16 protein-coding genes, 1 tRNA gene and 1 riboswitch are annotated in these 17929 nt (G+C 73.4%); of the genes, 14 read left to right on the top strand and 3 right to left on the bottom strand.

Features of this window, described 5'->3' with window-relative positions; translation table 11 throughout:
* Window positions 1–79: 79 nt before the first annotated feature.
* A riboswitch (TPP riboswitch) is annotated at window positions 80–186 on the top strand.
* On the top strand, window positions 182–1930 hold the full coding sequence (gene thiC, locus HLI28_RS05155; RefSeq protein WP_171246431.1) for a phosphomethylpyrimidine synthase ThiC: 1749 nt from the start codon (window positions 182–184) through the stop codon (window positions 1928–1930). It overlaps the preceding riboswitch by 5 nt.
* A gap of 15 nt (window positions 1931–1945) precedes the next feature.
* Here the strand turns inward: thiC and HLI28_RS05150 are convergent, their stop codons facing one another.
* The gene (locus tag HLI28_RS05150; RefSeq protein ID WP_171246430.1) at window positions 1946–3028 is read right to left on the bottom strand and encodes a LacI family DNA-binding transcriptional regulator; all 1083 of its coding nucleotides are present in this window, start codon (window positions 3026–3028) and stop codon (window positions 1946–1948) included.
* A gap of 97 nt (window positions 3029–3125) precedes the next feature.
* Here HLI28_RS05150 and HLI28_RS15460 point away from each other — a divergent pair, with 97 nt between their 5' ends.
* The gene (locus tag HLI28_RS15460; protein ID WP_343035668.1) at window positions 3126–4394 is read left to right on the top strand and encodes an MFS transporter; all 1269 of its coding nucleotides are present in this window, start codon (window positions 3126–3128) and stop codon (window positions 4392–4394) included.
* Window positions 4391–5605 carry a UDP-N-acetylmuramate dehydrogenase gene (locus HLI28_RS05140; protein ID WP_171246428.1) on the top strand — a complete coding sequence of 405 codons (1215 nt, stop codon included), beginning with the start codon at window positions 4391–4393 and terminating at the stop codon, window positions 5603–5605. The genes HLI28_RS15460 and HLI28_RS05140 overlap by 4 nt, the downstream gene beginning before the upstream one ends.
* Before the next feature lie 19 nt (window positions 5606–5624).
* On the opposite strand, the gene HLI28_RS05135 is transcribed toward HLI28_RS05140, so the two are convergent.
* Together HLI28_RS05135 and HLI28_RS05130 are read right to left on the bottom strand one after the other, a co-directional pair.
* Window positions 5625–6629, bottom strand: coding sequence for a L,D-transpeptidase family protein (locus HLI28_RS05135; protein WP_246246412.1), 1005 nt, complete (start codon window positions 6627–6629; stop codon window positions 5625–5627).
* A 142-nt stretch (window positions 6630–6771) separates the two neighbouring features.
* Window positions 6772–7788 (bottom strand): adenosine deaminase, encoded by a 1017-nt coding sequence (locus tag HLI28_RS05130; RefSeq protein WP_171246427.1) that lies wholly within the window; start codon window positions 7786–7788, stop codon window positions 6772–6774.
* A gap of 177 nt (window positions 7789–7965) precedes the next feature.
* Here HLI28_RS05130 and HLI28_RS05125 point away from each other — a divergent pair.
* The 11 genes from HLI28_RS05125 (at window position 7966) to rplL (ending at window position 17775) form a co-directional block, all read left to right on the top strand.
* A tRNA-Trp gene (locus HLI28_RS05125) sits at window positions 7966–8041 on the top strand.
* A 141-nt stretch (window positions 8042–8182) separates the two neighbouring features.
* A complete protein-coding gene (gene secE / locus HLI28_RS05120; RefSeq protein ID WP_216077399.1) occupies window positions 8183–8431 on the top strand; it encodes a preprotein translocase subunit SecE in 249 nt (82 codons plus the stop codon).
* Window positions 8432–8492: 61 nt separating this feature from the next.
* Window positions 8493–9290 carry a transcription termination/antitermination protein NusG gene (gene nusG / locus HLI28_RS05115; protein WP_171246425.1) on the top strand — a complete coding sequence of 266 codons (798 nt, stop codon included), beginning with the start codon at window positions 8493–8495 and terminating at the stop codon, window positions 9288–9290.
* Between the two features lie 97 nt (window positions 9291–9387).
* A complete protein-coding gene (rplK, locus tag HLI28_RS05110) occupies window positions 9388–9819 on the top strand; it encodes a 50S ribosomal protein L11 (RefSeq protein ID WP_171246424.1) in 432 nt (143 codons plus the stop codon).
* 152 nt (window positions 9820–9971) lie between these two features.
* Entirely contained in the window at window positions 9972–10679 is a 708-nt protein-coding gene (gene rplA / locus HLI28_RS05105) for a 50S ribosomal protein L1 (RefSeq protein WP_171246423.1), read from the top strand.
* 251 nt (window positions 10680–10930) lie between these two features.
* Window positions 10931–11539 (top strand): RNA polymerase sigma factor, encoded by a 609-nt coding sequence (locus HLI28_RS05100; protein WP_246246411.1) that lies wholly within the window; start codon window positions 10931–10933, stop codon window positions 11537–11539.
* Complete coding sequence (locus HLI28_RS05095; RefSeq protein WP_171246421.1) at window positions 11530–12027, top strand: hypothetical protein; 498 nt, start codon at window positions 11530–11532, stop codon at window positions 12025–12027. The genes HLI28_RS05100 and HLI28_RS05095 overlap by 10 nt, the downstream gene beginning before the upstream one ends.
* 148 nt (window positions 12028–12175) lie before the next feature.
* The gene (locus HLI28_RS15905; protein WP_171246420.1) at window positions 12176–13870 is read left to right on the top strand and encodes a S8 family serine peptidase; all 1695 of its coding nucleotides are present in this window, start codon (window positions 12176–12178) and stop codon (window positions 13868–13870) included.
* Between the two features lie 31 nt (window positions 13871–13901).
* Window positions 13902–16448, top strand: coding sequence for a CHAT domain-containing protein (locus HLI28_RS05085; protein WP_171246419.1), 2547 nt, complete (start codon window positions 13902–13904; stop codon window positions 16446–16448).
* Between the two features lie 325 nt (window positions 16449–16773).
* On the top strand, window positions 16774–17304 hold the full coding sequence (gene rplJ / locus HLI28_RS05080; RefSeq protein WP_171246418.1) for a 50S ribosomal protein L10: 531 nt from the start codon (window positions 16774–16776) through the stop codon (window positions 17302–17304).
* Between the two features lie 81 nt (window positions 17305–17385).
* Window positions 17386–17775 carry a 50S ribosomal protein L7/L12 gene (gene rplL, locus HLI28_RS05075; protein ID WP_171246417.1) on the top strand — a complete coding sequence of 130 codons (390 nt, stop codon included), beginning with the start codon at window positions 17386–17388 and terminating at the stop codon, window positions 17773–17775.
* Window positions 17776–17929: the final 154 nt, after the last annotated feature.

Raw genomic sequence — 17929 nt, 5'->3', positions numbered from 1 at the left:
GGAATCGGCGGCCCTCCATCGATGGAGGGCCGCCGATTCCATGCCCACAGCAGTGCACGCCGCTGACGTGCTACGTTGCTCGTGATCCCACGGGAGCCCTGGCAAGGGCTGAGATCGGACTGTCGCCGTCCGGACCGTCGAACCTGACCGGGTCATGCCGGCGTAGGAAGCAGGAGCACACATGCAGAACGACGCACCGTCACGCGCGCTCGCCGTCGAGCGCGACCCCCGGTCCGGGATCACCGTCCCGGTCACCGAGATCACCCTGGCCGACTCGCCGGACGGGTCGGCGAACCCCCCGGTGCGGGTCTACCGCACGGACGGCCCGGGCGGGGACCCGACCCGGGGCATCCCCGCGCTGCGCACGGCGTGGATCGTCGAGCGCGGCGACACCGAGGAGTACACCGGCCGTGTCCGGGACCTCGCCGACGACGGCCGCGGCGCGACCCGCCGCGGGGCCGCCTCGGCCGAGTGGCAGGGTGCCCGCCGCCGGCCCCGCCGCAGCGCCGGCGGCGCCCGGATCACCCAGATGGCGTACGCCCGCCGCGGCGAGATCACCCCCGAGATGCGCTTCGTCGCGATCCGCGAAGGGGTCGACGTCGAGCTCGTGCGTTCGGAGGTGGCCGCCGGGCGGGCGATCATCCCGAACAACGTCAACCACCCCGAGTCCGAGCCGATGATCATCGGCAAGGCGTTCACCGTGAAGGTCAACGCCAACATCGGCAACTCCGCCGTGCACTCCTCGATCGCGGAGGAGGTGGAGAAGCTGCAGTGGGCCACGAAGTGGGGCGCCGACACGGTGATGGACCTGTCCACCGGCGACGACATCCACACGACCCGCGAGTGGCTGCTGCGCAACGCCCCGGTGCCGATCGGCACGGTGCCGATCTACCAGGCCCTGGAGAAGGTCGACGGCGACGCCTCGCGGCTGACCTGGGAGGTCTACCGGGACACCGTCGTCGAGCAGTGCGAGCAGGGTGTCGACTACATGACGGTGCACGCGGGCGTGCTGCTGCGGTACGTGCCGCTGACCGCGCAGCGGGTGACCGGCATCGTCTCCCGCGGCGGGTCGATCATGGCCGGCTGGTGCCTGGCCCACCACCAGGAGAACTTCCTGTACACGCGGTTCGACGAGCTCTGCGAGATCTTCGCGGCCTACGACGTCGCGTTCTCCCTCGGCGACGGGCTGCGGCCCGGGTCGATCGCGGACGCGAACGACGCCGCCCAGTTCGCCGAGCTCGACACCCTGGCCGAGCTGACCAGGCGCGCGTGGGAGCACGACGTGCAGGTGATGGTCGAGGGGCCGGGGCACGTGCCGCTGCACCTCGTGCGCGAGAACGTCGAGCGGCAGCAGGAGCTGTGCGACGGCGCCCCGTTCTACACGCTCGGGCCCCTGGTCACCGACATCGCGCCGGGCTACGACCACATCACCTCGGCCATCGGCGCGACGGAGATCGCGCGCTACGGCACGGCGATGCTCTGCTACGTCACGCCCAAGGAGCACCTCGGCCTGCCGAACCGGGACGACGTGCGCACGGGCGTGGTCACCTACAAGATCGCCGCGCACGCCGCCGACGTCGCCAAGGGGCACCCCGGCGCGACGGCGCGTGACGACGCCCTGAGCAAGGCGCGGTTCGAGTTCCGCTGGCGGGACCAGTTCAACCTGTCGCTCGACCCCGAGCTGGCCGAGTCCTACCACGACGAGACGCTGCCGGCCGAGGCCGCCAAGACGGCGCACTTCTGCTCCATGTGCGGCCCGAAGTTCTGCTCGATGCGGATCTCGCAGGACATCCGCGACGAGTTCGGCGACGCCGCCGCGCAGCAGGAGCGGGTCGCGGCCGCCGAGGCGGGGATGGCCGCGAAGTCGGCCGAGTTCCGGGCGGCCGGGGGAGAGGTCTACCTGCCGACGCCGGTGATGCCGCCGCGCTAGCCGGCGGCGGGGGCGCTAGCCGACGGGTGCCGGACCGGTCGTCGTGCCGGGCACGAGCCCGACCGGCAGGGAGACCGACGTCGGCTCCTCCCCGGCGAGGAGGCCGATCGCGGCCTGGCCGAGCCGGGTGCCCTTCTCCCGCAGCGGTTGGTGGACACTGGTCAGCACGTCGGGGGACAGCCACGGCAGGTCGAGGCCGTCGAACCCGGCGACGGAGACGTCCTCGGGGATGCGCAGACCGAGCTCGCGGGCCGCGATGACGGCACCCGCGGCCAGCAGGTCGGAGTGGGCGACGATCGCGGTGGGCCGCTCCGAGGCCGGCACCCAGGTGCCGAGGATCTCGGTGGCCGCGTCCCGCCCGTGCTCCACCAGGGAGGCCGGCGTCTCCCAGGTGATGACGGGTTCGACGACGTCCCGGATCCCGGCCATGCGGTGCACGGTCGGGGTCCGGTCGGCCCGGCTGATCCGGTCGGCGTCGACCGGTCCCGAGCGTTCCCCGCGCCCGAACGGCAGGGAGATCTCGGCGATCCGCGTGTGTCCCAGCTCGACCAGGTGGCGCACCGCTTCGGCGGCGCCGGCCCGGTCCTCGAGCGCGACGAGGGGAGCTCCCTCGACGGCTCGTCCCTCCCCGACGACGACGGGCACGTCGCGGCGTTGCAGGGCGGCCAGGGTCGGGTCCTTGGTCAGCACCCCCCACACGAGCACGGCGACGTCCATCGCCGCGGTCTCGATCAACGGGTCGACGGCGTCCTCGCCCCCGTCGACGCCGGGGATGAGCAGGACGCCGAGCTTCTCGGTGCCGAGGGCGTCGACCAGGCCGTCGAGCACCTGGACCGCGACCGGGTCGCGGAACGCGCGGCGCGGGTGGTCGCCGATGACGACGCCGATGATGCCGGACCGCCCGCGGCGCAGCTGTCGGCCCAGGGGGTTGGGGCCGGTGTAGCCGAGGTCGGTGGCCGCGGCGAACACCTTGTCCCGGGTCTCCGGGGTGATCGGCCCCGACCCGGAGAAGGCGAGAGAGGCGGTGGAGACGGAGACGCCGGCGCGTTCGGCGACGCGGGCGAGCGTCGGTCTGTTGCTCGGTGTGCGGCGGCCCATGCCTCTCCTCCTGCGGCCCGACGAGTGGCGTCAGCCTACCCGTGAGCGCATGTCGAATCGATTTGACCGCGCCGGTGCCATCGGGGATCGTCGAGAGGTGAGCACCTCCGTCCCCACCGGTGTCGCCCCGCGCCCGCTCCGTGCCGCCGTCGTGGCGGTCTACGGGGTCTTCGTGGCCGCCGGGTTCGGCATGGCCACCTGGGCCTCGCGCATCCCCGCCGTCCGTGACGGGCTCGACTTCTCCGAGGCCCAGATGGGCGTCCTGCTGCTCACGGCCTCGCTCGGGTCGATCTGCGCCCTGCCGCTGTCCGGGATGATCACCTCGCGGCTCGGCGCCGCGCGGACCGTCCTGGGCTTCGCGGTGCTGTCGGCCGTCGGCTTCACCCTCGCCACCCTCGCCATCGACGCGGGGCTGCCCTGGCTGGTCCGGGTCGGACTGTTCGTCGCCGGCACGGGCATGGGCGTGTGGGACGCCGCGATGAACCTCGAGGGCGCCGTCGTCGAGCAACGCCTCGGCAAGGCGATCATGCCCCGGTTCCACGCCGCCTTCTCCTTCGGCACGGTGGCCGGCGCGGGCGCCGGGGCGCTCGCGGCCTGGGCGCGGGTCCCGCTCACCGCGCACCTGGTCACCGTCGTCGTGCTGCAGGCCGTCGCCGTGGCGCTGTGCGTGCGTGCCTTGCTGCCGGCCCGTGACCCCGGGGCCGACGGGACGGACCCCGGCGGCCTGGACGCCGCGGCCGACCCCGCCACCGCCGTCGAGCCGGCCCGCGGGCACTCCGTCCGGGACACCCTGGCGACCTGGCGCGAGCCGCGCACCCTGCTCATCGGGCTCGTCGTGCTCGCGGCGGCCCTCACCGAGGGTGCCGCCAACGACTGGGTCAGCCTGGCGACCGTCGACGGGTTCGACACCGGCGGCGGCGTCGGGGCGCTGGCGCTGGCGGTGTTCCTCGTCGCCATGACCGTCACCCGGCTGGTGGGCACCCAGATCATCGACCGCTTCGGACGCGTGGCGGTGCTGCGCGGCGGCGGTCTCGCGGCGCTGGCCGGGGTCTCGCTCTTCGCCCTGCTGCCGTCCCTGCCGCTCGCGCTCGCCGGCGTGTTCCTGTGGGGCGTCGGCACCGGGCTCGGGTTCCCGATGGGCATGTCCGCGGCGGCCGACGAGCCCTCGCGGGCGGCGCTGCGCGTCTCGGTGGTCGCGACGATCGGCTACGCCGCCTTCTTCGTCGGCCCCGCGCTCATCGGCTTCCTCGCCCACTACACGGGCTACCGGCTCGCGCTGCTGGTGCTGGCGGTGCCGGTCGTCGTCGGCCTGTTCGCGGCCGGTGCGGCACGACCTCCCGAGCGCGCGTCTACGCTGGACCCGTGAGCCAGACCGCCGCGCGCCCTGGCGGCGCGACCCCCACCGCCCTCGGCCCGGACGCCGCCCCCAACCTGTCCGACCTCACGACGCTGCGCGTCGGCGGGCCCGTGGACCGGTACGTCGAGGTCACCAGCGAGGCCGAGCTCATCGACGCGATCCGGACGGCCGACGAGGCCGAGGCGCCGCTGCTCGTGGTCGGCGGCGGGTCCAACCTGCTCGTCTCGGACGAGGGGTTCGACGGTGTCGTCGTGCGGGACGTCCGCCAGGGGCTGGACGCGGACCTGTCGGCCTCCTGCGACGTCGACGAGGGCGCGTGCGGCGGAGCGACGCTGACCCTCCCGGCCGGGCAGGACTGGGACACCTTCGTCGCCCAGGCCGTCGCCAACGAGTGGGTGGGCGTCGAGGCGCTGTCCGGGATCCCCGGGACCCTGGGCGCCGCACCCGTGCAGAACATCGGCGCCTACGGCCAGGAGGTCTCCGGGGTCGTGGCGGCGGTGCGGGTCTGGGACCGCGCCGCGGGGCAGCGGCGCACCCTGACCCTCAGCGAGCTGGGCTTCGGCTACCGCACGAGCCTGCTCAAGCGCACCATGCGGGGCGAGCGCGCCCCGGGCGAGGACCTCTGGTACCCGACGCCGCGGTACGTCGTCCTCGACGTCCGGCTGCAGATGCGCCTCGGGTCGCTCTCGGCCCCGATCGGGTACGCCGAGCTGGCGAAGCGGCTGGGCGTCGAGGTCGGGCAGCGCGCGCCGTCGACCGCGGTGCGCGAGGCGGTCCTCGAGCTGCGCGCCGGCAAGGGCATGCTGCTCGACGGCGTGGGCGGCGCCCCGACGCCGGACCACGACCGCTGGTCGGCCGGGTCGTTCTTCACCAACCCGATCGTGCCCGCGACGGCGGCCGAGGACCTCCCCGCCGACGCCCCGCGCTTCCCCGTGCGCACCGTGACGTCCGGCACGGCGGCCGACGAGATCGACCCGCGCTGGGTCAAGGCCTCGGCGGCGTGGCTGATCGAGCACGCCGGGTTCACCAAGGGCTTCGGGCTGGCCGGCGAGCACTCCCCGGCGCGGCTGTCGACGCGGCACACGCTGGCACTGACCAACCGTGGGGGCGCGACGGCGCAGGACGTCGTGTCCCTCGCCCGCGCCGTGCGTGACGGGGTGCGCGACGAGTTCGGGATCGAGCTGGAGCCGGAACCGGTCCTGGTCGGTCTCGCCCTCTGACCTCCTGCGCGCGCGGGGGTCAGTGCACGACGACGGTCGTGCCCCGCGGGACGCCCCAGGAGTCCCACAGCCAGTTCATCGCCGAGTTCGACACCCGGATGCACCCGTGCGAGGCCGGCCACGGCGGGATCGAGGGTGAACCGTGCACGGCGATGCCCCCGGTGAAGTACTTCGGCCGGTACATGGCCCCGAGCTCGAGCGTGGACTCGTGCAGGTAGTCGCGCTCCATGTAGACGGCGTACGTGCCGGTGGGGGTACGCGCCCGGTACGAGCGCCCCTTGGCCTCGAACGTCTCCCCGTTGCCGGACGAGGCGTTGAACGTGCGCACGACCTTGCCGTCCTGCACGGCCAGCAGCAGCTGGCGGTCCAGGTCGATCTCGACGACCTTGCCCGCGGAGGACACCGGGGCCGGGCGGACGCCGTCGGCGAGCGCCGCCCGCGTCCGCGGGCCGACGACGGCGTCGCGTGACAGCCCGCCGGCCTTCTGCAGCGCCCAGACGGCCTGCTGGGTCTGGGGGCCGAACTGCCCGTCGACGGCCGGGAGGAAGTACCCGAGCTCGACGAGGCGCTCCTGCAGGTCGCGCACGGCGGGGCCGCTGGAGCCGACCTCCAGGTACTGCGGCTCCGGCGCGGGCGGTTCCTCGGTCTCCCGAGTCTCCTCGACCGCGGGTTCCTTCTTCTTCTCTTCCTTCGGCGTCCCCTGCTGCTCGTCCTGCTCCGCGTCCGGCGCCTCCTGCTCCGGCGTGGCGGAGGGAGCGGGTGCGGACGGTGCCGGGCTCGTCGGGGCGGAGGGCGTCGGGTCCGGCGGCGTCGGGAGGGCCGCCTCCTGCGCGGACCCGGGCGGCCGCTGCGACGGTCCGGGGTCGATCGGCGACGGCACCACCCCGGCCGACGGGGAGGAGGCCGGCTGCGGGTCCGCCGCCGTGAGCTCGGACAGCGTCGCGCACCCGGGCAGGAGCAGCATCACGGCGACCGCCGTCGCCACGGCGCCCCGGCGACGTCGCACCGCGTGCGTCGAGACCATGCCGCCACCTCTCCCGGTCCGGCGGCCGGTGGTGGGGGACCGGCCGTGGACTCCTACCGTGCACCGTCCGGTGCGACGCGGCGAGCCGACGCGACCGACCGGCACCCGATCGACACCGTCCCGTGACCTGCGGACGGGCGTCTCAGGTGGTCAGCCAGTCGTCCACGCCGTCCAGCAGACGCTTCTTGGTGCCCTCCGTCGCGCGGGAGGCCCGGATCGAGGACCGGGCGAGCTCGGCCAGCTCGGGGTCGGAGAACCCGTGCACGGTGCGGGCGGTCTCGTACTGGTCCAGCAGGCGGGACCCGAACAGCAGCGGGTCGTCGGCGCCGAGCGCCACCTGCGCTCCCGCGTCCACGAGCTGGCGCAGGGGGACGTCCTCGTCGTGCTCGTACACGCCGAGGGACACGTTGGACGCCGGGCAGACCTCCAGCGCCACCCCCGACTCCACGAGCGAGCCCAGGAGCGCCGGGTCCTCGATCGACCGCACGCCGTGCCCGAGACGGTCCGGTGCCAGGGCCCCCACGACCTCGCGCACGTGCGCCGGGCCGAGCAGCTCGCCGCCGTGCGGCACCGAGGCGAGCCCCGCGCGCCGTGCGATGGCGAACGCCCGGGCGAAGTCGCCGGTGTCGCCGCGACGCTCGTCGTTGCTCAGCCCGAAGCCGACCACCTCGCCGGGGCCCTCGCCGGCGTACCGGGCGGCGAGCCGCGCGAGGGTCCGGGCGTCCAGCGGGTGCTTCATCCGGGAGGTCGCCACGACGACGGCGACCTCCAGCCCGTGCCGGGCGCTCGCGGCCCGGGCCTCGTCCAGGACGATCTCCACCGCCGGGGTGATCCCGCCCACGAAGGGCGCGTAGGAGGTCGGGTCGACCTGCAGCTCCAGGCGTCCGGAACCCTCCGCGGCGTCGTCGGCGGCGGCCTCGTCGACGAGACGGCGCATGTCGGCCTCGGACCGCACGCAGTGGCGGGCGGCGTCGTACAGGCGCTGGAACCGGAACCATCCGCGTTCCGTCGCCGGGACACGCAGCGCGACCCCGTCGGTCAGCGCCGACGGCAGCCGGACGCCGTAGGCGGCCGAGAGGTCGCGCAGGGAGGACACCCGCAGCGATCCGGTGAAGTGCAGGTGGAGGTGGGCCTTGGGGAGGTCTGCCAGGTCACGCACCCTGCACAGTGTGGCACCCCTCAGCCGAGCGGTCGGCGGACGGGCCCGTCCACCGGTCGGTGGAGGGACGTGGTTCGACCCAGCCTCTCGGGTCGCGTACAGTAGTCCCTCGGTGGTTGACGATCACCATGCTGGATCGCGCCCTCGCGGGTGCCGACCAGGTGTCGTCGAGCACGAAGGGTAGTGGCGCAATTGGTAGCGCAGCGGTCTCCAAAACCGCAGGTTGCAGGTTCGAGTCCTGTCTACCCTGCCAGCGTGATCCCCCGCGGGGCCGCGCAGCGGGGCCACGCGCACGCGTGACCCGGAACGCCAGGAGTCTGTGCCGTGGGTGCGTCGTCGGCAGGCGGCGTGGCTGCGGTGTGATCGCGAAACGGGGTAGGTCGAAGTGAGCGAGTTGCCGGCTGAGGCCAGCAGGACCCACGACGCCGGTTCGGGCAAGGAGCGTCGCAACGTCTTCGCCCGGATCGCTCTTTTCGTCCGCCAGGTGGTCGGTGAGCTCCGGAAGGTCGTCACCCCGACCCGTTCGGAGCTGATCAACTACACCATCGTCGTCATCGTGTTCGTCACGATCGCGATGCTGTTCGTGACCGCGCTCGACTACGTCCTCGGTCTCGGAGCCTTCTGGCTCTTCGGGGACGGCTGAGCCGGCCCCACCCGGCCCCGGACCGCACCACCCCATCCGAAGCCAGAAAGCAGGTTCGTTCGTGTCCCAGGATCCTCTGGAGCAGACGGAGAACGTCGACCCCACCCAGCCCGACGCCGACGGCGCCGAGGCTGACCTCGACGTGCCCGCGGACGCGGACACCACCGAGCCGGCCGAGGACGGCGCGACCGAGACGTCGGAGCCCGAGGAGGGCACGGACGACGCGAGCGCCGACGAGGTCGAGGACCCGGCCGAGGAGCTGCGCCGCACGCTGCGTGGGCAGCTCGGCGACTGGTACGTCATCCACTCGTACGCCGGTTACGAGAACCGTGTGAAGGTCAATCTGGAGAACCGCACCCAGAGCCTGAACATGGAGGACTACATCTTCCAGGTCGAGGTCCCCATGGAGGACGTGACCGAGATCAAGAACGGGCAGAAGAAGTCCGTCCGTCGCGTGCGGATCCCCGGGTACGTCCTGGTGCGGATGGACCTCACCGACGAGTCGTGGGGCGCCGTGCGCCACACGCCCGGCGTGACCGGCTTCGTGGGCCACACCCACCAGCCCGTCCCGCTGTCCATCGACGAGGTCTTCGGGATGCTCGCCCCCACGATGCTCGAGGAGGCGCCGGCGAAGCCCGCCGCGGCCGCCGCGAAGAGCGGTGGGGCGGCCGCCCAGCCCGCCATCGAGGTCGACTTCGAGGTCGGCGAGTCGGTCACCGTCACGGACGGCCCGTTCGACACGTTGCCCGCGACGATCTCCGAGATCAACGCCGAGGCCCAGAAGCTCAAGGTCCTCGTCTCCATCTTCGGCCGGGAGACCCCGGTCGAGCTGTCGTTCAACCAGGTCGCCAAGCTCTGACCGACGCACCGGTCCTCCGGTGCGCCGCCCGAGCGGCAACCCCTGCAACCGGGTCATCGCCCACGGCGTCGGCCCACGATCAGAAAGTAGATGCACCATGCCTCCCAAGAAGAAGGTCGCCGGCCTCATCAAGCTCCAGATCCAGGCCGGGGCCGCGAACCCGGCCCCGCCGATCGGCCCCGCGCTGGGTCAGCACGGCGTGAACATCATGGAGTTCTGCAAGGCCTACAACGCGGCGACCGAGTCGCAGCGCGGCAACGTCGTGCCGGTGGAGATCACGGTCTACGAGGACCGCTCCTTCACCTTCATCACGAAGACGCCGCCGGCCGCGGAGCTCATCAAGAAGGCCGCCGGCGTGGCCAAGGGTTCGGCGACCCCGCACAGCGCCAAGGTCGCCCAGCTCACGCAGGACCAGGTCCGCGAGATCGCCGAGACCAAGATGCCGGACATCAACGCGAACGACATCGAGGCCGCGAAGAAGATCATCGCCGGCACCGCCCGCTCCATGGGCATCACCGTCGCCGAGTGACGGAGTCGCTCGGCGGCCGCACGAGCCGCCGAGCGACGCACCGTCCGGCCCCCGCGGGGCCGGACGGACGACGAAGACCCGACGACCGCCGTCGGGCACGTGGGAGGGTCCGCGCCGACCCGACGACCACGACTGCAGCAAGGAGAACGCAGATGGCACAGCGCAGCAAGGCGTACCGCGCCGCCGCGGCGAAGATCGACCGCGACAACCTGTACACGCCGCTCGAGGCCGTGAAGCTCGCCAAGGAGACCGCCTCGAAGAACGCGGACGCGACCGTCGAGGTCGTCCTGCGGCTGGGCGTCGACCCCCGCAAGGCGGACCAGCTGGTCCGCGGCACCGTGAACCTGCCGCACGGGACCGGTAAGACCGCCCGAGTGATCGTGTTCGCGAACGCGGCCAAGGCCGAGGAGGCCGTCGCGGCCGGCGCCGACGAGGTCGGCGGCGACGAGCTCATCGCCAAGGTCGCCGGTGGCTACACCGACTTCGACGCGGCCGTCGCGACCCCCGACCTCATGGGCAAGGTCGGTCGTCTCGGCAAGGTCCTGGGCCCGCGTGGTCTCATGCCGAACCCCAAGACCGGCACTGTGACCATGGACGTCACCAAGGCCGTGTCCGACATCAAGGGCGGCAAGATCGAGTTCCGCGTCGACAAGCACGCGAACCTGCACTTCATCATCGGCAAGGCCTCCTTCGACGACACCGCGCTCGTGGAGAACTACAGCGCCGCGCTGGACGAGATCCTGCGTCTGAAGCCGTCGGCCTCGAAGGGCCGCTACATCTCCAAGGCGACGCTGTCGACGACGTTCGGTCCGGGCATCCCGCTCGACCCGTCCAAGACGACGAAGCTCACCGAGGCCTGATCCTCGGTCGCCGTCCGAAGGGCCCGGCATCCTCCTCGTGAGGGTGCCGGGCCCTTCGTCGTGCAGGGCGGACGTTTTTCCGACCGGGATGTATCACCAGGCTCGACGCCCCCTCCCTGCTGATGACGAACGCCGAGCGGGGGTGAAATCGGATGGGTCACGACACCGGCGACCGCGGGCGGCAGGAGGCCGCCCTAGGCTCGTGGTGTCCGCCGGAGCCGGACAGCACCACGCCTACACCGCGAGGAGACATGACGCGTCCTGCCGAGACCTCCAGCCTGGGGGACCGCGCCGCCGAGGCGCTGGTCGAGTACCGCGAGGGCCGGTCCGACGCCCTGACCGACTTCGTCCGTGAGGCGACGCCGATCCTCTGGCGCACGGTCCGCTCGCAGGGCGTGCCCCGGGAGACCGCCGACGACGTGGTGCAGCAGACGTGGGCGGCGCTCGTGCGTCATGCCGACTCGATCAGCGAGCCGCAGGCGACGCTGAAGTGGCTCCTCGTCACCGCGCGCCGTGCCGCGTGGGAGTCGGTGCGCAAGCACCGGACCGACGACATGCGTCGCACGGGACTGCCCGACGACGACGCCGAGACCACGACGACACTCCCGGACGCCGCGCCGGGTCCGGAGGCGGAGCTGCTGCGCAACGAGCGTGACCGGACCCTGTGGGACGCGCTGCGTGAGCTGCCGGCACGGTGCCAGGAGCTGCTGCGCCTCGTGTCGCTCGCCGACCGCCCGGACTACAAGGCCATCTCCGCCGCGATCGGGATGCCGGTCGGGAGCATCGGCGCCACCCGGGGGCGGTGCCTGGCCAAGCTGCGCACCGTCCTGACCGAACGAGGGGAGACCTCATGGACATGACCGAGTTCGACGACGTGCCAGGTGCGGACGCACCGCTGGACGCGTCCGACGCCGCCCTGCTGGCCCGCGTCGCGGAGCTGGACGACCGCCTCGACCCCGTCCCGGACGGTCTGGCCGAGCGGGCTCTCTTCGCCATGACGCTGGCCGGGCTCGAGACCGAGGTCATGGAGCTGCAGGTCGTCGAGGCCCCCGTCGGCTCGGTCCGCAGCGAGGCGCCGGTGGAGACCCGCACCATCACCTTCACGCACGAACGCCTCACGGTGATGATCGCGCTCTCCGTCGGTTCGGCTGCCGGGACCGTGCGGGTCGACGGCTGGATGGCCCCGGCCGAGGTCCTGCAGGTCGAGCTGCGCCGGCCCGACGGCACCCGTGCCACGCTGTCCGACGCGGACGGCCGGTTCGTCCTCGACGACGTCCCGCGCGGGCCTGCGAGCCTCCTCGTCCACCAGGGCGAGACGCCGGTGACGACACCGGTGATCGAGCTCTGACCTGCATCCAGCTCCCGGCGCGCACCGACGCGCGCCGCCGTCCTTGGAGGACACCGTGACGGAGACCCCTGGTCCCACCGCACCCATCGACCCGCCGATCAGGTACCTCGACCCGAGCACCGTCCGCCGCCGACCGGGGCGTGGCGGTGTGGAGTCGACCTGGTACGTCGCCGACCGGCTCATCGTGCACGGCGAGGTCCCGCCGGAGATGTGGGCCCGGAGCCGCCGGATCCCCGATCCCGGGACGCCCGGCATCACCCTGTACGAGGTCGAGCCGGCGGAGTCTCCCGCCACCCGTGTCGAGGCCGAGTCCCGTCGTCAGGGGTGCCGGATCCGGCTCGGCGTCCGCGAGGGCGCCGACGAGACCGTGCAGAGCCTCTACCTGCTCACCGAGAGGCCGGACGTCCAGCCGGACGCCTGGGAGCTGCGGGAGGCGGACCTCGACGACGAGTCCACGGCGTGGCGGCTCAGCCTCGACCACGTCATGACCACCCAGCCGTTCACCTCCCATCCCTTCACGTCGCACCCGTTCACCTCCCACCCGTTCACCTCCCACCCGTTCACCTCCCACCCGTTCACGTCGCACCCGTTCACGTCGCACCCGTTCACCTCCCACCCGTTCACGTCGCACCCCTTCACCTCCCACCCGTTCACGTCGCACCCGTTCAGCGGCATGGCCGAGTACGCCGTGCCGGGCCGGGGCGGCCGCACGCCGGTCGCCTGGCAGGGGGGACGTCCCGCCCGGACGCCGCACGACGACGAGCGCCGGATGCCCGACGGCACCCCTCGGCCGGTGGTGGCCGTCGTCGACACCGGCCTGGGGAGCCACCCCTGGTTCGGCACCTACAGCCTCCAGCCGGGCGGGAGCACCGGGAACGGGGTCGTCCTGCGCGACGTGCTCCATCCCGACGGCCGACCGATCGGCACCTATCCGGTGCCCGGCCAGGGGCAGGACGACGCCGAGATCGGGGGCACGTCCGCGGCGCCCCTGACGGGGCCCCTCGACCCGGTCGCGGGGCACGGCACCTTCATCGCCGGGATCGTCCACCAGATCTGTCCCGACGCGCGGATCCTGCCGGTCCGGGCCGTCGGCGGGACGGGCGTGGGCATCGAGTCCGAGGTCATCGAGTCCCTGGAGCGGCTCGTGGCGTACCAGCGTGCGGCGCTCGAGGGCGACGGCGAGCCCGTCGATGTCGTCGTGATCTCCATGGGCTACTACCACGAGCGTCCCGAGGACCTCGAGATCGACCATCCGCTCCGTGGCGTCCTCGACGCCCTCGGAGAGTCGGGTGCTGCCGTCGTGGCCGCCTCGGGCAACGACGGGTCGACCCGTCCCGAGTACCCCGCGGCGTTCGCGCCTGCTGGGGACCGGCGCGCCCAGCCGCCCGTCACGGTCCCGGAGGAGCGTGAACGGCGGAGCACCCCGTTGCCGGCGGTGCTGGCCGTCGGCGCGCTCAACCCGGACGGGACCACCGCCCTCTTCAGCAACGACGGCGAGTGGGTGACCCACATGCGACCCGGGGCGGCGGTCGTCAGCACCGTTCCGACGACCCTCGACGGACCGCTGACCCCGTCCGTCCGGCTCAAGGAGCGGCTCGGCGACGGGCACCGGGCCACCATCGACCCCGAGGGTTTCGACGGCGGGTTCGCCTCCTGGAGCGGCACCTCGTTCGCCGCGCCCGTGGTGGCGGCCGAGATCGCGCAGCACCTGCTCGACGCCCGCTCGGGTGCCGGGGGTCGCCGGGGGCGTGCCGGGAGGAGACTGGACGACCGGGCCCGTCGACGCGAAGATGTATGGGGGGCGATCGCGCAGGTCACGGGCGGGCCTGCCGGCGCACGTTAGGCGGTCCGCCCTCGAACCAGGGGATGTGGACGTGGACGGCGAGCTGGCATCGATCCGGAGCGAGGTCGAGGCCGCGCGCGAGCAGGCGCGCAGCCGCCGCCGCTTCGTCCGGGCGGCCCGTCAGTACCGGGCGGCGCTGCAGCGGCTCGACGGGCTCGGGGCGGCGAGGGCCGGGGCGGACGACGTCCGCGCGATCCGGGCGCGCGCCCTGATCGGACTCGCGTCGTGCGAGACGGAGCGGGGTACCGAACCGTCCCGGACGCTGGCGCTCCTGGACGAGGCGCAACGCTGCGCGTCGCAGGGGGGCGACACCGCGATGGTGGCGACGGTGCGCGGCAACCGGGGTCTCCTGCTCCTGCGCACCGGCGACGTCGTGGCGGCCCGCCGTGAGTTCGACGCCGCCGTCGCCGGCCTCGACGACCCGCGCGAGCTGGTGCCCGTGCTGCTCAACCGGGGCACGCTCCACCTCGAGACCGGTGCGTTGGACGAGGCGGTCGCCGACCTCGAGCGGTGCCGGGACCTCGCCACGAACGCCGCCGAGGCCGTGTTCCGTCCGATGGCCGAGCACAACCTGGGCTACGCCCGGTACCTGCGCGGTGACCTGCCCGCCGCACTGCGCTCGATGGACGACGCGGCACAGGTGGCTCCGCCCGAGCACGCGGGCGTCGGTCTCATGGACAAGGCGGTCGTGCTCTTCGAGGCGGGGCTCCTCACCGACGCGGAGGACACGCTGCGGCGCGCCGTCGACCTCCTCACCGTGGACGGTGCCTCCCGGGACCTGCTCGACGCCCTGCTCGCGCGGTCGCGCTGCCTCGTGGGCCTCGGAAGGCACGACGAGGCGCTCGAGCTGGCCCGCGACGCGCGGGGGAGAGCACGCCGGGCCGGGCACCAGGTGCTCGAGATCGTGGCCGCCGTGGCAGTGCTCGAGGCGCGGCACGGGCTGCTGCTGGAGTCAGGGGAGCACCGGGACCTCGATCGGCTGGCGGCCGACGCGGTCGAGCTCCACGACGCCGCGTGCCGGGTCCCCGGGACGGAGCGTGCGCGGGTCGACGTGGCGCTCATCGCGGCCGACGTGCTGGTCCGTACCGGGCGGCCCGCCGAGGCGGACGCGTGGCTGGCGCGACTGCCCCGTGCTGCGGAGCTGCCCCTCGGCACACGCGTCAGCGTCGAGGTCGTGCGGGCCCGGGAGGCGTTCGGCGCGGGCGACCGCCGCGCAGGTCTGGCCGCCGTGCGACGTGGCCAGCGGCTGCTCGCCAGCCAGCGGCTCCGGCTCGGGGCGGTGGAGGCCGTCACGGCGGCGGCCGCGCACGGTGTGCGGCTGCAGGCCGTGGACGTCGAGGCGGCCCTGCGCACCGGGCGTGCGGACGCCGTCTTCGACGCGGTGGAACGGGGCCGGGCGACCTTCGCGGGTGCCGGCCGGGTGCGCCCGTCGGCCGACGAGGAGACCGCGGCCCTCGTCGTCGAGGCACGCCGGCTCCTGGAGAGGGCCCGGGTCGTCGGTGCCGACGACACGGACGAGGAGGCCGGACTGCTGCGGGACGCCCGACGCCTGCAGGACCGTGCCCGCCACCGCGCGTGGCACGCGAGCGGCGACGCCGAGGTGCCGCTCCCGACGACGGTGCGCCGGCTGCGGGGCGCTCTGCGCGACGCCGGGTCCGAGGGGGCCGTCGTCGACCTGGCGCTGTACCGCGGCCGGGTGCTCGCGGCCCGGGTGGACGCGCGCGGGACGTCGCTCCACGACGTCGTCGACGTCGACGAGGTACGCGAGCGGTGCCGCCGGGTCCAGGCGGACCAGCGGATCCTCGCGAACCGGCTGATCCCGGAGCCCTTGCGGGAGGCGGCTCTCGGCTCGCTCGCGACGGATCTCGACTGGCTCGACCGCACGCTGCTCGGAGAGCTCGACCTGGCGGGTCGGCCGCTGTACGTGGCGGCGCGGGATCGCCTGGCCTCGCTGCCCTGGGGTGCCCTGCCGTCGCGCCGGGGGGCGGCCACGCTCGTCAACTCGTGGGTGGCGCCGGCACGTCAGGGGCGGCGGTCCGGCCCCGCGCTGGTCGTGGCCGGCCCGGACCTGGCGGACGCCGACCGGGAGGCGTGGGCGGTGGCGGACGTGTGGCACGACGCCACGGTGCTGGTGGGTGCGGAGGCGACGTGCGACGCCGTCCGCGCGGGGATGGCGGACGCCTCGATCGTGCACCTCGCCACCCACGGTACGCACGAGCAGGACAACCCGGTCTTCTCGAGCGTCCGGCTCGCCGACGGCCCCCTGTTCGCCCACGAGCTGGACGGCACCGACCTCGGCGGGATGGTGGTGGTGCTCTCGTCCTGCGACGTCGGCGTCGGCAGCACCCACGTCGGGGGAGAGCCGCTCGGCCTGACGAGCGTCCTGCTGCGGCTCGGGGCGCGGGCCGTCATCGCCTCGGTCGCCCCGTTGCGGGACGACGTGGCTCGTCGGGTCATGCCGGTCCTGCACCGCGAGCTGTGCGGCGGTGCGTCACCCGCGACGGCTCTCGCCACGGCGGTGGCCGGCGAGGAGGAGCCGATCCCCCTCGTCTGCTTCGGCCCGCTCGACGTGGGCTGACCCGCCGCCCGGCCCGGGGCGGGCGTCCCGACCGGGTCCGGCCGGTGCCGCGGGGTGTGACCAGCGCCTCGTCGGGGACGGACGACGCCTCGTGGCGCGTCGTGTAGAGTGCTCGGGTAACCCAAGACCGCCGGTCGTCCCAGGCTGCCCGGAGCTCGCTCCGAGACGCCGAAGACCGAAGTCCCGCCAACGTGCGGAGGCCTGCGCAGGTGACACGACGACGATCTCCCGGTTCCGGCCGTGAGCATCCGAGCCCCGTGCGCCTGCGCCGGGGCTCTTTCTCGTTTCCGGGGTGACCGGTGGCTCCACCACCGGAAGGATTGCCATGGCGAGGCCGGACAAGGCAGCCGCTGTCGCAGCGATCGCGAACAGGCTTCGCGACTCCAACGCGGCCGTGCTGACCGAGTACCGCGGGCTCTCCGTCGCCCAGCTCCAGGAGCTGCGTCGGTCGCTCAGCGGCAACGCAACCTACGCCGTGGTGAAGAACACGCTGACCAGCATCGCGGCCAAGGAAGCCGGTGTCGAGGGTCTCGACGCCGACCTCCAGGGTCCCTCCGCGATCGCGTTCGTGACCGGTGACCCGGTCGAGGCCGCGAAGGGTCTGCGTGACTTCGCCAAGGCGAACCCCGCACTGGTCATCAAGGGCGGTGTCCTCGAGGGGAACGCCCTGACCGCTGCGGAGATCACGAAGCTCGCGGACCTCGAGTCCCGCGAGGTTCTGCTGGCCAAGGCGGCCGGCGCGATGAAGGCGAAGATCAGCCAGGCTGCCTACGCCTTCAACGCCAAGCCGACCCAGGTCGCCCGAGTCATCGATGCCCTGCGTCAGAAGCAGGAATCGGCGGGCGCTGCCGCCTGATCAGGCGGACGCGCTGGAACACAACCCCTGCTTCTGGTGGGCCGACCGGCCCGCGAAGCGCTGAATGAAAGGAACGCCATCATGGCGAAGCTCAGCACCGAAGAGCTCCTGTCCGTCTTCGAGGAGCTGACCCTCATCGAGCTCTCCGAGTTCGTGAAGGCCTTCGAGGAGAAGTTCGACGTCACCGCTGCCGCTCCGGCCGCCGCGGTCGTGGCCGGCGCCCCCGCCGGTGGCGACGAGGGCCCCGCCGAGGAGGAGCAGTCCGAGTTCGACGTCATCCTCGAGGGTGCCGGCGACAAGAAGATCCAGGTCATCAAGGAGGTGCGCGCGCTCACGTCCCTCGGCCTGAAGGAGGCCAAGGACCTGGTCGACGGCGTGCCGAAGCCGGTTCTGGAGGGTGTCGACAAGGACGCCGCCGAGAAGGCCAAGGAGCAGCTCGAGGGCGCCGGCGCCACCGTCTCCCTCAAGTGAGCCTCGCGGCATGAGCCGCACTCACCGATGATCCGGTCCGCCGGACGTCGCACGAAGGCCCGTACCCCCCGGGGGTGCGGGCCTTCGTCGTGCACGGGGTGGGCCGGCGGTGCCACCCCGGTGTGACGCACGGCTCGTCCGAGGGGTCTGGCGA

This window comes from Isoptericola sediminis (assembly GCF_013085345.1).
GTDB classification, from domain to species: domain Bacteria; phylum Actinomycetota; class Actinomycetes; order Actinomycetales; family Cellulomonadaceae; genus Isoptericola; species Isoptericola sediminis.
Note: the sequence above shows the minus strand (reverse complement) of the source record. Positions and strands in the feature narration are given on the sequence as shown.